Consider the following 15,987-nt stretch of genomic DNA (forward strand, 5'->3'; position numbering starts at 1 on the left):
TTTAGGGGTTGTCATTTGGATTTTGAAATTTGAACTTATTATAAAATAGGCAGGACAAGAAAACCCCGCTAAAAGGACTTCTAATGAAACTTATAAAAAACAGATTGTGCAGGATTATATTGTTAATCATTTTTACTTTCTTATTCTTCTGTTCTTCAAAAGAAAAGCATGAAGACAAGGTTAGGCTTGGCTATCTGGATAATGACCTCCACCATCTGGCTGCCTTTGTTGCCATTGAGAAGGGGTTTTTCAGGGAAAGCGGAGTTGATGTTGAAGTGGCAGGGGTTTTCAAGGCAGGACCTGAGGAGATGTCAGCTTTTGGCGCTGATGCCCTTGATATTGGTTATGTTGGACTTGCTCCTGCAACAGTAGCAAAGAGCAATGGAGTGGCTGATGTTAAAATAGTTGCTCAGGCTAATTGCGAGGGTTCATCAGTTGTTGTTGGCAGAGATTCTGCTGTAACTGCTGTTTCTGGGCTGAAAGGGAAAATAATTGCTATTCCCGGAAACGGAACTGTACAGGATTTATTAATCCACAAACTCCTTGATGAAAACAGGATTTTAGACGGAGTAAATATTGTAGTTATAAAACCACCTGAAATGGCACCGGTTCTGTTGAAAAAAGAGATTGACGGGTTTATTTCATGGGAACCTTATCCGTCAAAGGTTGAGAATGAAGGAACAGGCAGGGTTCTGATAAATACCGGGCAGATATGGGAGAACCATCCCTGCTGTGTTCTGGTTGTAAGCAAAAAACTTTTTATGAAAAGCCAGAAAACTATCGGAGGCATTGTGAAGGCTCATATTAAAGCTACTGATTACATCAACAGCCATCCTGATGAGGCAGCCAAGATAGCAGAAAAATATACCGGTATGAATACAGATGTTATAAAGTCCGCAATGAAAAGAATAAAGTTTGTCTGGCTGCCTGATAAAAAAAGGGCAGAGGATTACATTTCTTTTTTAAATAAAATGGGCTATATCAAAGAAGAGAATTCAGAGAAATTTCTTGGTGAGTTTATAGATGAAAGTTTCTGCAAAAGATAAAGGGTTTAAAAGGTTTTCTGTCCTGATTTTAATTATTCTTTCATTGCAGATTTTATCTTCTCTGGGGATAATTTCTAAAATGAGTTTTCCTTCACCTCTGTCTGTTTGCGCTGGGATAGGAGAACTTATTTTAACAGGAATGCCGCCGGGGTATCGTCTTTTAACCCACATTGAAGAAAGTCTTGTAAGAGTTTTTCTTGGTTTTATACTCGCTTTAATGACTGGGTTTTTACTCGGTATAATCATGGGATGGTCAAAAAGAGTCAGTTTTTATTTCAATCCTGTTTTAGAACTGCTGAGACCAGTTCCTCCGCTTGCATGGCTGCCGCTTTCTGTGCTCTGGTTTGGGATTGGAATAATGTCCAAGTCTTTTTTAATTTTTCTCGGGGCATTTTTCCCAATACTTGTAAACACGATATTGGGTGTTAATTCAATTGAGAAATCTTTGATTGACGGGTGTTATTCCCTCGGGGCAAGCAGGAGAGATATTATTTTCAAGGTGGTAATTCCGGGTTCAATGCCATCTGTTTTAACAGGAATCAGAATTGGAATGGGAATAGGATGGATGACGCTGGTTGCTGCAGAGCTGACAGGTGTAAAAAGCGGATACGGGCTCGGCTATATGATAATGACAGCAAGGGACCTTCAGAGAATTGATTTGGTTGTTGCAGGGATGGTTACAATAGGCATTGTCGGATACCTTCTTGATGCAGGGGTCAGGCTTGTTGAGGAGAGGGTGTTGAAGTGGAGAATGTAGGTATTAATGAGTATCTTTGAAGTTAAAAACATTAAAAAAATATTTCAACCCACTAACAACGGAGCTTCGCTTTTAGCCATAGAGAATGTGAGTTTTAAGGTCAGGGCAGGGGAGTTTGTTTCCATCATGGGTCCGACAGGGTGCGGTAAAACAACCCTGCTAAAAATAATTTCCGGGCTTGAATTTCCCACTGAGGGGGAGGTAAGTTTTGATGGACAGAAGGTCTCAAGTCCAAAAAAAGAGATTGTCCTGATTTCTCAGAGCGAGGACCTTTTGCCGTGGAGAACAGTAACCAGAAACATTGAATTCGGGCTTGAAGTAAGAGGGGTTGGCAGAGAGGATAGAAGAAAAAAATCAGGAGAGATGATAAAGACTTTCGGGCTTTCAGGGTTTGAGGAGTTTTATCCAAAAAATCTTTCAGGAGGGATGCGAAGAAAGGTTTCTTTTATACGTTCAGTAATAACAGACCCTGCTGTGATGCTGATGGATGAACCTTTTATATTTCTTGATGAAAACACAAAAGATGAGCTGCAGGTTTTTTTGCAGAATCTCTGGATGAAAACAGGCCAGACAATAATTTTTGTAACCCATAGCCTTGAAGAGGCAATCTTTTTAGGGGAAAGAATTGTTGTACTTTCAAAAAGACCTTCAAGGGTTGAAAAAATATATGATGTAAGCATTGGATTCCCAAGAGACAGGTTTGAGCAGGAATTTATGGATATTAAACGGGAAATAGGAAGGGAATTGCAAAGGAGAGATATAATTTGAACAGGTCAAATATTTCCTATTATATCGCTTCCTTTCTTTTCCATCTGGTTTTTCTGCTGCTGGCTTTTTTTATAATCAAGCCATCTGTTGAAAAGCCATTGAAACAAAAATTTGATGTGCTTTTATACCATGAGCCAAAATCTCAGGTACTAGGACAGAAGGGAGCTTCTGTACTTACTGCGCAGGATAAAAGCAGAGGTGCGGCAAAACTTGCAGAAGATAAGGAAATTGAGGCTGTAAAAGAGGGACTGAAAAAGGGAGTTGAAATTGCAGAAAAGGAGGCAATGAGTCAGGGGTCAGGAGCCAGAAGCCATGAATCAGATGTAGCCGCAGGTTTTAGCCTGCGTAGTAGAGTTCAGAGTAAGAGTGAGAGAAATAAAACTTCAAAATCTAAAAGTCAAAAGTTTGAAGAAAAATTGAGCCAGAGCAATGATGGACTCAAAATAGCAAAGAAGAAAACTGAAAATCGGGAGATTGATAAAGAGGCGAGGAACCTTGGAAAATCTGAAGAAAAAACTGGTGGTGGCAGTGTAGCATCCATCGGGGAGTCTGGAGACGGCAAGAAAACAGGATTTTCTGCCAGGAAAATTGACAAAGACCTTTTGGCAAAATATGTAGGGTCTTATAATAAAGACGGGCTTGGGGGAGAGGATGAAGACGGAGAAGGAGGATTTGATAAGGTTGGAGGTGCCGGAAAGGTACTGGATTTAAACACAAATAACCTGAAATATATTTCATATTTTAAACATATCAAGGACTTAATAGAAAATGTCTGGGTATATCCAAGGGAGGCAAGAGAGAGGGGTATTGATGGACGTCTGGTTATAAAATTCACGATTAAGGAGAACGGAGAGCTTGGGGATGTTGAAGTAATAAGCTCTTCAGGCTACAAGTTTTTAGATAACGCTGCTGTCAGGGCTCTCAACGATGCTTCTCCCTTTCCTGAACTTCCTAAAACATGGAAGAAAAAAGATTTAACTATTTCAGGGAATTTTATATATTATCTCACAAGGGGAGGAATATTTTACTGAAGTCTTGGTCTAATCCCCACTTACTCCACCTTGCAAAAAAAAGGGGGGGGAATTTTAAGGGTTCGAGGGAAACTCTTTTAGTCATTGCGAGTGAATCAATCCCCCTTTAGCAAAGGGGGATACAGGGGGATTTGCTGATAGCTGAAAGCTTAATTGACAAGGATTGATATAGACTCATGATAGCTGAAATTGTTTGCATCGGAACTGAGCTTTTGCTGGGGCAGATAGTTGATACTAACTCTACATTTCTTGCTGAAAGGCTTGCTGCAATCGGAGTTGACCTCTTTCACAAGACAGTTGTTGGCGACAACATAAGGCGCATAGAAGATGTTTTGAAGCAGGCTCTTTCACGGGCTGATTTTGTTATTACTTCAGGGGGGTTGGGACCAACAGAAGATGACTGTACAAAGGAGGCAATCTCCAACATTACTTTTTCCCCTCTTGAGTTTGACAAGGAAGTTCTTGAGCGTATCAGAGAAATATTTTCAAGCCGCAATGTTGAGATGCCAAAAAACAATGAAATACAGGCTATGTTTCCGAGAGGTTCAAAAGTCCTTTCAAATCCAAGGGGTACTGCTCCGGGATTTGTGCTGGAATTCAATGGCAGGGCAATTATATCCCTGCCGGGTCCTCCAAGAGAATTAAAGCCAATGGTTGATAAGGAGGTAATTCCATATATATGCTCAAAACTTAAAAACCCTGCAATAATAAAATCAAAGGTCCTGAAGGTTGCTGGAATTTCAGAGTCAAAGCTCAGCGAGATATTAAAGGATATTTTCATGGGTTCATCAAACCCAACACTTGCATATCTTGCAGGAGAAAAAGGGATTACTGTGAGGATAACTGCAAAGGGAAAGGATACGGAGAAAGCAGACTCCCTGATTTCTAAAATGGAAAAGCAGGTAAGGGAAAGAATTGATAAACTTATTTTTGGTGTAGATGATGATACACTTGAGGGTGTTGTCGGAAGGATGCTTCGTAAAAAAGGACTAACCCTTGCAGTTGCAGAGTCCTGTACAGGAGGGCTTATTTCTGACAGGATAACAGATATTCCGGGGAGTTCTGAATATTTTATGATTGGGGCTGTAACATACAGCAATAGGGCAAAAAGTGAAGTTTTAAAGGTTCCTGAGGATATGATAAAAAGATATGGTGCTGTGTCAAGAGAGGTGGCACAGGCAATGGCAGAAGGAATAAGAAAAATTTCAGGGACTGATATAGGAATCGGAGTTACAGGTATTGCAGGTCCATCAGGAGGGACTCAGGAGAAACCGGTTGGGCTTGTACATATTGCCTTATCTGCTGAGGATAAAATTTGTCACAGGGAATACCGTTTTGGCGTGGAAAGGCTCAGGAACAAATCCTTTACAGCTTATATGGCGATTGAGATGCTCAGAAAATATTTGCTTGGATATTTAGATGAATAATAATGATTGCATAGATTAAGTTCAGATTACACAGGCGATTGAGAATAAAATGAATTCAATCATTCTAACATCTAATTCTGTAAACGATACCATGTCACTTGGCAGGGATATTGGAGCTATGCTGGTTCCGGGTGATTTGGTTGCCCTTGTTGGAGAGCTTGGAGCCGGCAAGACCTACCTTACAAAAGGGATAGCTTCAGGGCTTGGTATTGTTGAATCACAAAAAATCGTGAGTCCAAGCTTTACGATTATCAACGAATATACCTGTCCTTCAATGGAAGAGAAGTTTACCAGAAAGATTTCAATTTACCATATAGATTTTTACAAGGTAAACCGTGCTGAGGAGATGGAGGTAATAGGTATATTTGAGTATTTTGATGATAAAAATGCAATAAAGGTAATTGAATGGGCTGATAAATTCCCTGAGTTTCTGCCAGAGGAGTATTTTCAGGTTACAATAAAAGCATTGGATGAAAGCAGAAGAGAGATAAAGATAAATGCAAAAGGCAAAGACTGTGAGAAAAGACTTAAGGATATGAAGTCTTCAAAGACCAATGTTACCCATATGATGGAAAAAAGGCTTCCGGGAAAAATATCAGACTATTTTAACCAGATAGGGAGAATCGCTGATGAACTTGGAGTAAATGCCTATGTGGTTGGGGGTTTTGTGCGGGATTTGATACTGGATGAGGATAATTTTGATCTGGATATTGTTGTGGAAGGCGACGGGATAAGCCTTGCAAGAGAATTTTCAAGGAGGCTTGACGGCAAGTGCAAAGTCCACAGAAGATTCGGGACATCGGTTGTTCTTTTTTCTGACGGGGACAGAATTGATTTTGCAACTGCAAGAAGTGAATACTACAAATCTCCTGCTGCTCTTCCTGTTGTTACACACAGTTTGATAAGGGATGATCTTTTCAGGCGGGATTTTACCATTAATGCTCTGGCAATAAAGCTTGGAGGGAACGGGTCCAATGTGCTTGTTGATTATTTTGGAGGACAGAGGGACATCAGGGAAAAGAAAATCAGAATACTCCACAAATTAAGTTTCGTGGATGACCCAACAAGGGTTTTCAGGGCAATAAGATTTGAGCAGAGATTAACATTCTGTATATGCAAAGAAACGGAGAAGCTGATTAGGGAAGCAGTGGGAAAAGAAATGTTCCACAGGCTTTCAGGAAAAAGGCTTTTTGCTGAACTTATTTTAATTCTTAAGGAAAAACATTGCTACAGGTCTATATGGAGAATGAGGGAATTCGGGCTTTTGCAGTTTTTTCAGCAACAACTTGATTTTACCAAAACAAGGGAAGGTTTGATTAAAAGAATAGATGAGGTCATTAACTGGTACAGGTCGTCAGGTATTAAGAGGGAATGCCATGAGTGGCTTGTTTATTTAATGGGGCTGGTTATTATGCTTGAAGAAAGGGATTTAAAAGAATTTTCAGACAGGCTTGCTGTGCCACACAAGTTTCGCAGCAGGATTAAGGATGTGAAAGAGAGATATGAGAATATCCTTAAAAAGTTTAAAGATAAAAGAAAATTAAAGCCAAGTGAAATAGCAGGTATTTTGCAGGGCTTGGATATTGAAGGGCTTCTTTTCCTGATGGCATCTGCAAAGAACAAAAAATCCAAACAGTACATATCAGACTATCTGACAAGGCTGATGGAAGTTAGAAGAGAAATCAACGGCGATGATTTAAAAAAGCTCGGAATAAAACCGGGTCCTGAATATAAAAAAATTCTTAATGACGTATACAATGCAAGACTTGACGGACTTATAAAATGCAGGAATGAAGAAATAGAGTTAGCAAAAAAATTGGCTGAGAGGTATAAAAGTTAATTTCAAATTTCAACAGCCTGTTGAAAAAGACATTGAGTGTCATTGCGAGGAGCGATTTTAGCGACGAAACAATCTCTAACTAATTGATATTAATATAACCGAGATTACTTCGCTTCGCTCGTAATGACAGTAACCTGAGTTTTTCAACAGCCTGTCAAAATCCAAAGTTCAAAAATAATATCCAAAATATTTTACTATTTTTCGTTCCCACGGAAGTGGGAATCCAGTCCTTCGACAAGCTCAGGATACATGGTGAGCCTGTCGAACCATGGATTCCTGCTGGAGTTTACCCTCATGGAAATGGGGGTGGGAATGACATTAATTACCCCTCACCCTTCCCTCTCCCGCAAGGGGAGAGGGAAAAATGATGGGCAGGGTCAAACCCTGTCCCTACATCAAATTAGGAAAATTTGAGATTGCCACGCTCCCTGCGGTCGCTCGCAATGACATTTTCCGAAAAAACCCTTGAACCCTCGAACCCTTGACCCCTTCTTACACACTATTCTGCGCATCAACAACTGCAATTGAAGCTATATTGACAATGTCGTTGACTTCTGCCCCACGCTGTAGCACATGGACAGATTTTCTCATTCCCATCAGTATTGGTCCGATTGCCTCAGCACCGCCGAGCCGCTGGAGTAATTTATACGCAATGTTTCCTGATTGCAGGTCAGGGAATATAAGTACGTTTGCCCCATCCTTTAAATCAGAGAAGGGATATGTATTTTTGATTATTTCAGGAACAACTGCTGTATCAGCTTGCATCTCGCCATCTATCACAATATCGGGCCTTCTTTGCTTTACAATTTCAACTGCCTTTTTAACCTTTAAGGGAAAAGGATGCTTTGTGCTTCCGAAGTTTGAGAACGAAAGCATTGCAACCCTTGGCTCGATGTTAAACCTTTTTGCAAGGTCTGCTGAACAGATTGCAATCTCTGCCAAATCCTCTGATGATGGCTCAATGTTCACAGTTGCATCAGCAAAAAAGAAAACCTTTTCCTTTATTATCATCATGTAAAGCCCGCTTACTTTATTTAAATCATCTTTCTTTTTGATTATCTGAAGCGCAGGTTTTATTGTGTCAGGATAATGAAGTGTCAGTCCTGAGACAAGCCCGTCAGCATCTCCCATGTGGACCATCATTGAACCGAATATGTTCGGGTTATGCATCAGATTTTTTGCTTCATTTAAAGTAACCCCGTAGCGCTTTCTCAGATTGTGAAGCTCTGCTACATAGGTATCAAACTTTTTAGACTTTAACGGATTTACTATTTCTATACCATCAAGGGCGATGTTAAAATGTTTTGCTTTTGATTTTATTCCCTCTTCCTTTCCAAGAAGTATTGGGTGGGCTATTTCTTCATCAATCAGTATTTGGCTTGCCTTCAAAATCTTTTCCTGCTCGCCTTCAGGGAAGACAATCTTTTTTGGTTTTGCCTGTGCCTTGTGAATGATAGTCCTCATTACCTCTCTTGACTTTCCAAGCCTTGCCTCAAGCCTTTCCCTGTATTCATCTATATCTATTTTTGTCCTTGCGACCCCTGACTCTATTGCAGCTTTTGCGACAGCAGTTGACTCCCAAGTGAGTACTCTGGGGTCAAAGGGTTTTGGTATTATGTATTCAGGACCGAATTTGAATGTCTCATTTCCATATGCCTTGCAGACTGATTCAGGGACATCCTCTTTTGCAAGGTCTGCAAGGGCATGGCAGGCAGCAATCTTCATCTCCATGTTAATAGCAGTTGCCTTCACATCAAGGGCTCCGCGGAAGATGAAAGGAAAGCCTAACACATTGTTCACCTGGTTCGGGAAATCGGACCTCCCTGTTGCCATGATTATGTCATCCCTTGCGCTTTTTGCATCATGGTATGTAATCTCAGGGTCAGGATTAGCCATGGCAAACACAATTGGTTTATCATTCATTGTTTTTACCATTTCTTTTGTAATCGCATCCTTTACTGATACTCCAACAAAGACATCTCTTCCCTCCATTGCTTCCTGAAGAGTGCGAAGTTTTGTATCAACGGCAAATCTATCTTTATAAGGGTTCATACCACTTTTTCTTCCTGTATATATAACTTCCTTTGTGTCGCACATTATAATATTTTCTTTTTTGACACCAAGGGAAAGATACAGTTCAGCGCAAGCAATTCCTGCAGCTCCTGCGCCATTGAAAATAACTTTTACTTTGTCTATTGGTTTCCCGACTATCTCCAAGGCATTGAGAAGCGCTGCTCCTGAGATTATTGCTGTTCCGTGCTGGTCATCGTGGAAGACAGGAATTTTCATTTCTTTTTTCAGGGTCTCTTCTATGTAAAAACACTCCGGAGCCTTTATGTCCTCTAAATTTATTCCTCCAAATGTCGGTTCAAGGAGTTTAACGACTTTTATAATATCGTCAGGATTTTCAGAGTCAACCTCAATGTCAAAGACATCAATGTCAGCAAATCTTTTAAATAGAACTCCCTTTCCTTCCATAACGGGTTTGCCGGCTAAAGCTCCGATATTTCCGAGTCCAAGCACAGCAGTCCCATTGCTTACAACTGCTACAAGGTTTCCTTTGGCAGTGTAGAGATAGGCTTTTTCCGGGTCTTTTTCTATTTCAAGACATGGCTCAGCAACACCCGGTGTATAGGCAAGTGAGAGGTCTCGCTGGGTTGAGCAGGGTTTGGAAGAGATAACTTCAATTTTCCCTTTCCTTCCCTGAGAATGATAGTCCAAGGCATCCTGTTTTCTAATCATTTTTCTGCTCCAAAATATAATTTTTACAAACCAACCTAATACACATTTACCTCTTAACAGAGATGGTTTTATATGATAAATGTTTAAGAAATGTCAAGAAGTGTTTGTTGAATAAAGTTCATAATGGAGTCATTGCCTGCCTACCGCAGGCAGGCGAGGAGCGATAGCGACATGGCAATCTCAAATCCCACTATATCCCCCTTTTTTTAAAGTGGGAGAAAGGGAAAATTGCGGAACAATGTCATTGCGAGCGAAGCGAAGCAATCCCCCATGTTTTCTTAAGTGATTATACTCAAATAAAAAGTTTCCAAGATTCATTATAAGATTTTTTATAAACTTCCAGCTTTATCTTTAAATTGCATTCAGGCCTCCTTTGGTTTATATCTGATTTTAATTATACCAAAAGAGTTACCTGATTAGTGAGCATTAACAACCGTCCCCTTTATTTCCTTTTATTTCTCCTTGCCTGCGTACAAATCAAGGTAGGAGAGGGCGGCTTTGACAAAGTCCCTGAAGAGGGGATGGGGATTGTGGGGAGTGGATTTGAATTCAGGATGAAATTGGGAGGCAATAAACCACGGATGCTCTTTTAGCTCTATTATTTCCACATATTTTCCGTCAGGTGAAAGCCCTGAAAAACAAAAACCATTTTTTGAGAATACTTCTCTGTAATTGTTGTTAAACTCATAGCGGTGGCGGTGCCTTTCATTTATCAGCTCGCTCTGATATGCATCAAATGCCTTTGTTCCTTTTTCAATCCTGCACGGGTATGAGCCAAGGCGCATTGTTCCGCCTTTTTCCTTAACCTCTTTCTGCTCTGTTAAGAGGTCTATAATGGGATCTGGAGTGTTTTTATCAAACTCACTGCTGTTTGCCTCTTTAAGATTACAAACATTTCTTGCAAATTCTATGCTTGCAACCTGCATTCCGAGGCAGATGCCAAGAAAGGGAACATTGTTTTTCCTTGCATAAGTGACAGCTTTGATTTTTCCTTCTATGCCTCTTTCTCCAAACCCGCCGGGGACCAGAATTCCGTCCACATCAACAAGGTGTTTTTCTTCTCCTTCTGTGATGATTTTTTCAGCATCAATCCATTTTATATTTACCTTTGCGTCGTTTGCTATTCCGCTGTGTGCAAGGGATTCGGTCAGGCTCTTGTAGGATTCACGGAATTCAACATATTTTCCTACTATCCCAATTGTTACCGAATAGGTTGTTTTTTTGATTTTTGCAACAATGTTTTCCCATTTGGAAAGGTCAGGAGCATTTGTGTTAAGACTTAAAAGCTTTACAATTATACCGTCAAGCCCTTCATTGTGAAGGTTTAATGGGACTTCATATATGCTTTCAACATCCTGCGCTGTTATTACTGCATTTACATCAACATTACAGAATAGACCGATCTTTGCTTTTAGTTCTTTTGAAATGAATTTATCTGTCCTGCACAGCAGTATATTTGGCTGGATACCTATTGAGCGCAGTTCTTTGACGCTGTGCTGTGTTGGTTTTGTTTTCAGTTCTCCTGCAGTTTTGATATAAGGTACTAAGGTGAGGTGTATAAAGATGACGTTTTCTCTTCCCTGTTCAATCCACATCTGTCTTATTGCTTCAAGAAATGGTTGGCTTTCAATATCTCCGACTGTACCTCCTATTTCTGTGATAACAACATCCATGCCATCAGCTATCTTTAATATGTTTGACTTGATTTCGTCTGTTACGTGCGGAATCACCTGTACTGTCCCGCCAAGATAATCACCGCGCCTCTCTTTTTTTATGACCGAGTTATAAATCTGCCCTGCTGTGAGGTTATTCAGTTTGCAGGTGCGCGAGCTGACAAATCTTTCGTAATGTCCAAGGTCAAGGTCTGTTTCAGCCCCGTCATCGGTGACAAATACTTCTCCATGTTGGTAGGGATTCATTGTGCCCGGGTCAACATTGAGATATGGGTCAAGTTTCTGGAGCGTTACTTTCAATCCACGGCTTTCAAGAATAGCTCCTATTGAAGCTGATGCAAGCCCCTTTCCGAGAGAAGAGACAACACCGCCGGTAATGAATATGAATTTTGTGCTCATTTAGTTTCTTTTATAACGTCTTCAACTACTTTTACATCTTCAGGTGTATCAACGCTTATCGGGTTGTACTCTGTATCAAGAACTTTCATCCTGAAACCATTCTCCAAAACCCTTAACTGCTCAAGCCCTTCAGCCCTTTCAAGAGGTGATGGGGGAAGGGAAGAGAATTTTAAAAGAAATTCCCTGTCAAATGTATATATCCCAATATGTTTATAATAGAAAATTTTTTCTTCCTTCTGTCCGCGGGGGAAAGGTACCGGGTGTCTTGAGAAGTAAAGAGCAAATCCATTCCTGTCAGAAACAACCTTTACCACACTCGGGTCATTGATTGCATTATGGTCTGAAATCTGTTTTCTGAAAGTGCATACCTTTACTCTCTTATTGGCTTTCATAAAAGAAAGGGAATTATCTATCAATGACGGGTCTATCAACGGTTCATCTCCCTGAAGATTCACGATTAAATCATATTTTAAACTTTTTGCTATTTCTGCAATACGGTCTGTTCCTGAAACATGAGAAGCGGAGGTCATTCTGACTTCACCGCCGAAATTTTCGACTTCTTTATATATTCTTTCATCATCAGTAGCAACGATTATTTTATCAGCCTCTTTTGATTCAAGGGCTCTTTCATAAACGCGCTGAATCATTGTTTTTCCCCTGATTACAGCAAGAGGCTTTCCGGGGAATCTTGATGACCCATAACGGACAGGTATTATGACTGAGGATTTCAAAAAAATCTCCTTTAACATTAATTTCAAATGTCAAAGCTCAAATATCAAATGAACGTCAAAGTTTAAAGTTTAAAAAAAATTTACCATTTTGTTATTTGAAATTCTTTTGGTATTTGGATTTTGACATTTAAAATTATAATTCTATATTACTTATATCCTATTTCCAACAGCGAATCATACAATTTTTTAAAATCAAAAACAGATAAGGTTTCAGCTCTCAATTCAGGGTCTATCCCTGAAGAGCTTAAAAGCATGTCAATCAGATGAGGAGATTTTTTTACTTCATCTAAATTTTTTAAATTATTTCTCAATGTTTTTCTCCTCTGAGCAAATGAAGTTTTTACAAGTTTAGAAAATAAATCATAATCCTTGATTTCTATTCTCGGAGCAGGGAGTGGGGTTATTTTGATGACTGCTGAATCAACCTTTGGCTGAGGGTAGAAACAGGTTCTTTTTACTTCAAAGCCTACTTTTATGTCGGCGTATGTTTGAAGCAAAACTGTCAGGCTGCCATAGTCTTTTGTTCCGGGTTCTGCCAGTATTCTTGCTGCAAGCTCTTTCTGAAGCATAATGATTATATCACTAACATATCTTTTTACCTTTAGCAATTCAAACAGAATCGGCGTGGAGATGTAATAGGGAAGGTTTCCGGTTACTCTTGTCTTTTCTCCCGGGGATAATCTGTTATCAAAAAAATCTTCAAGGTCAGTTTTAAGAATATCCTGTTTTATGAATTCTATATTATCTGATTCCTGTTTCAGTTCTTCTGCAACCGCTATCAGCCTTCTGTCGGTTTCAATGGCAAAAACCTTTTTTGCTTTTCTGCAGAGCGGAAAGGTAAGGGTTCCGATTCCGGAACCTATTTCCAAAAATATGTCGTTTTCCAAGGGGTTAATGAAGGAGATGAGGTTCTTTAATATATCATTATTATTTAGAAAATTCTGCCCAAGGGATTTTTTGAGAGTGATTTTATTATTTTTTAAAATTGACCTGAGGCTGTTAGTTAGCAAAGGGATTGCTTCCGGTTTTTCTTGGAGTTGATTATATTTATTAATGAACCTGCAGCCTCGAAAACCTCTTTGACCTGAACTTCTTTCATGCACCTGACAGAATCGCAGGTTCTTTTGTAACAATTTTTGCATTCCAGATCTTTCTGAACTATTCTGTTCCAGTTTCCATAAGGTCCATTTTTTTCAGGGTCAGATGGACCAAATATCGCAACAGTGGGAATTCCCATTGCAGATGCCATGTGAAGGGGTCCGGTGTCTCCTCCTATAAATAAGTCAATACGGCTTAAAAGTGCTGTCAGTTCTTTTAATGTTGTTCCGCATATTACAAGAGCCTTGTTCCCTGTTTTCCTGTTTATTTCTTCTACCAGAAATTCCTCTCCCTTTCCTGATATAAGCAGGACTTGGGGATCAAATTTTTCTTTTAACAAGTCAAAGAGCATTGCAAATTTATCTATTTCCCATCTTTTTGTAACCCATCCACCTCCCGGATAAATTCCAACAGTGAATTTTCTCTGGTCAAGATTATATTCCAAAAAGATTTTATCAGCCAGTTTCTGTATTTCCAAATCAGGATATATGAGCCTGAACTCACTACCATTCACTCTTATTCCCAGCTTTTTCAGGAGGCTCAGATTTTTATTAACCATGTGATTATCTCCCTTTGAGGGAGCAACCTTAATCTTTGTGAAAATGGCATTTAACGGTTCTCTGCAGTTTTCCTTGTCAAAACCTATTGAAAATTTTGCATTTGAAAAAAAGGTGATTATTCCGCTTTTTATGAGTCCCTGAAAATCGAGTGCCAGGTCGAAATTTTCATTTCTTAAAATTTTAAAAAACCCTTTGACTTCTTTTATGAGAGGTAAAAATGATGCCGGTTTGCGTATCTCTTTTCTCCACCGTTTAGTGTCAACGATATACAGCTTGTCTATATTCTTGTTACCTAAAAGAATTTCCTTGGACTTTTCTTCAACAACCCAGCTTATTTTTGCATAAGGAAAAACGCTTTTGATAGCGTTCAGGCTTGGCAGTGTGTGGATTATATCTCCGATTGAACCAAGTTTGACAATTAAGATGTTATTAAAATCCATTTTTAAGCCAGGTTAATGAAAGGTTATTTGTTCTGAAAAATCAAAGGATGTTTTGTGTTTATACCTTCTGCTGTCTCTTTAATCAGAGACTCAATATTAATATTTTCACTTATCCAGCAAGATGTCAATTTTTTTATTAGGTTAATAATTATTTTCATCTATGATATAAGTTTGAAGCAGTCAAGCAAGATTTAAAGTTTTTTGTCAAAACCCAAAAGGGTTGACTTCCTTGCAGGTAAAAGATTACAAGAAACTGGTTATGAAAAGAATAAATCCTTTCAGAGTCAAAATTATTGATAAATACCTGATAAGGGAGATATTTTTCCCTTTTATATCACTTCTTTTGATATTTACCGTACTGATAATCCTTGGGAATATCAGAATACTTATTGACCTGATAGTAAACCGCAATATCGGGCTGATTTATATAATTAAGTTATTTATTTTCCTCATTCCACAATTCATAGGGTTCATCATTCCAATGGCACTTTTTATTGGCGTTATTACTGCAATGTTCCGTATGTCCTCTGATAATGAAATGACTGTGATTAAGGCTTCGGGGATAAGCCTTTACAGGGTATCAGCTTCAGTGCTGGTTTTTTCCTTTCTGTGCACACTTGCGTCTTTGATGATGATGCTTATAGTTACCCCTGTGTCTTACCGTTATTTCAGGGATTTTGCTCTGGAACTGATTCAGAATCAGGCTGTTGTAGGACTTCAGGAAAAAACATTCAATGAGATAACTGATGGTGTTGTTTTATATCCAAATGAAATTTCTTCAAAAGGGGTGCTTGATGAAGTTCTGATTTCAGACAGCAGAAATGAGAATAACAAGAAAACAATCTTTGCCAAGAAGGGAAGATTGATACCCGGGAAAAGTTCCTATGAGATAGCATTGATGCTTTCTGACGGCACTATTCATATTGGGAAAGGTTTGTCAGAAACATACAGGCTTATAAGGTTCTCATCTATGACTTTACGGTTAGACCTTCTAAAGAAAATTGACCCGAGTGAATTCAAGCCACAGCAGAAAATGATGTCTGTTGATGAATTATTGGAAAAAAGGGAAAACAAGAAAAGTAACTTAAAGAGGTACAATAGTATCACAATGGAGATACACCAGAAGTTTGCAATTCCATTTTCATGTATAGTGTTTGGAGTTGTTGCAATTCCGTTCGGAATAATTTTTCAGAGAAGCGGCAAAGAACCGGGGTATATAATCTGCATCTTTTTGATGTTAACCTATTTTATTTTTTTCATGGCAGGAAAGAGATTAGGAGAGGAAGGAATAATAAACCCGTTGGTTGCCACATGGTCTCCAAGCTTAATTTTTTTGTCAATCGGGGCTTATCTGCTTCAAAGAGTGGCTAATGACAAGAGCTCGTGGATACTTGAAATCTCCCAAAGAATCACTTATATATTATCTTCCATTCAAAGAAGACTGTTCAGAAAGGGTTTTTAGAAAGGTTTCTTAA

General features: G+C 39.2%; 12 protein-coding genes. 7 read left to right on the top strand and 5 right to left on the bottom strand.

The genetic code is table 11. From position 1 onward, the window contains the following. Positions 1-83: 83 nt before the first annotated feature. From A3H37_11685 to A3H37_11710, 6 genes are all read left to right on the top strand, one after another. A complete protein-coding gene (locus A3H37_11685; protein OGL51702.1) occupies positions 84-1,046 on the top strand; it encodes a hypothetical protein in 963 nt (320 codons plus the stop codon). Then, complete coding sequence (locus tag A3H37_11690; GenBank protein ID OGL51703.1) at positions 1,024-1,803, top strand: ABC transporter permease; 780 nt, start codon at positions 1,024-1,026, stop codon at positions 1,801-1,803. Before A3H37_11685 ends, A3H37_11690 begins: the two co-directional genes overlap by 23 nt. 6 nt (positions 1,804-1,809) lie before the next feature. Further along, a complete protein-coding gene (locus A3H37_11695; GenBank protein OGL51704.1) occupies positions 1,810-2,571 on the top strand; it encodes a hypothetical protein in 762 nt (253 codons plus the stop codon). Beyond that, positions 2,568-3,602, top strand: a complete 1,035-nt coding sequence (locus tag A3H37_11700; GenBank protein OGL51705.1) for a hypothetical protein — start codon at positions 2,568-2,570, stop codon at positions 3,600-3,602. The genes A3H37_11695 and A3H37_11700 overlap by 4 nt, the downstream gene beginning before the upstream one ends. 176 nt (positions 3,603-3,778) lie before the next feature. Beyond that, positions 3,779-5,029, top strand: a complete 1,251-nt coding sequence (locus A3H37_11705; protein OGL51706.1) for a competence/damage-inducible protein A — start codon at positions 3,779-3,781, stop codon at positions 5,027-5,029. A 49-nt stretch (positions 5,030-5,078) separates the two neighbouring features. Beyond that, the gene (locus A3H37_11710; protein OGL51707.1) at positions 5,079-6,869 is read left to right on the top strand and encodes a tRNA (adenosine(37)-N6)-threonylcarbamoyltransferase complex ATPase subunit type 1 TsaE; all 1,791 of its coding nucleotides are present in this window, start codon (positions 5,079-5,081) and stop codon (positions 6,867-6,869) included. 492 nt (positions 6,870-7,361) lie between these two features. On the opposite strand, the gene A3H37_11715 is transcribed toward A3H37_11710, so the two are convergent. The 5 genes from A3H37_11715 to A3H37_11735 form a co-directional block, all read right to left on the bottom strand. After that, positions 7,362-9,611 carry a phosphate acetyltransferase gene (locus A3H37_11715; protein OGL51708.1) on the bottom strand — a complete coding sequence of 750 codons (2,250 nt, stop codon included), beginning with the start codon at positions 9,609-9,611 and terminating at the stop codon, positions 7,362-7,364. Positions 9,612-10,063: 452 nt separating this feature from the next. Then, complete coding sequence (locus tag A3H37_11720) at positions 10,064-11,683, bottom strand: CTP synthase (GenBank protein OGL51709.1); 1,620 nt, start codon at positions 11,681-11,683, stop codon at positions 10,064-10,066. Beyond that, positions 11,680-12,414 (bottom strand): 3-deoxy-manno-octulosonate cytidylyltransferase, encoded by a 735-nt coding sequence (locus A3H37_11725; protein ID OGL51710.1) that lies wholly within the window; start codon positions 12,412-12,414, stop codon positions 11,680-11,682. Before A3H37_11725 ends, A3H37_11720 begins: the two co-directional genes overlap by 4 nt. A 146-nt stretch (positions 12,415-12,560) precedes the next feature. Further along, complete coding sequence (locus A3H37_11730) at positions 12,561-13,430, bottom strand: hypothetical protein (protein ID OGL51780.1); 870 nt, start codon at positions 13,428-13,430, stop codon at positions 12,561-12,563. Continuing rightward, entirely contained in the window at positions 13,418-14,512 is a 1,095-nt protein-coding gene (locus tag A3H37_11735) for a hypothetical protein (GenBank protein OGL51711.1), read from the bottom strand. Before A3H37_11735 ends, A3H37_11730 begins: the two co-directional genes overlap by 13 nt. Before the next feature lie 229 nt (positions 14,513-14,741). Here A3H37_11735 and A3H37_11740 point away from each other — a divergent pair, with 229 nt between their 5' ends. Further along, positions 14,742-15,974: an LPS export ABC transporter permease LptF gene (locus A3H37_11740; GenBank protein ID OGL51712.1), complete on the top strand. Its 1,233-nt coding sequence runs from the start codon at positions 14,742-14,744 to the stop codon at positions 15,972-15,974. Positions 15,975-15,987 lie beyond the last annotated feature (13 nt).

This window comes from Candidatus Schekmanbacteria bacterium RIFCSPLOWO2_02_FULL_38_14, from assembly GCA_001790855.1.
Classification (GTDB): domain Bacteria; phylum Schekmanbacteria; class GWA2-38-11; order GWA2-38-11; family GWA2-38-11; genus 2-02-FULL-38-14-A.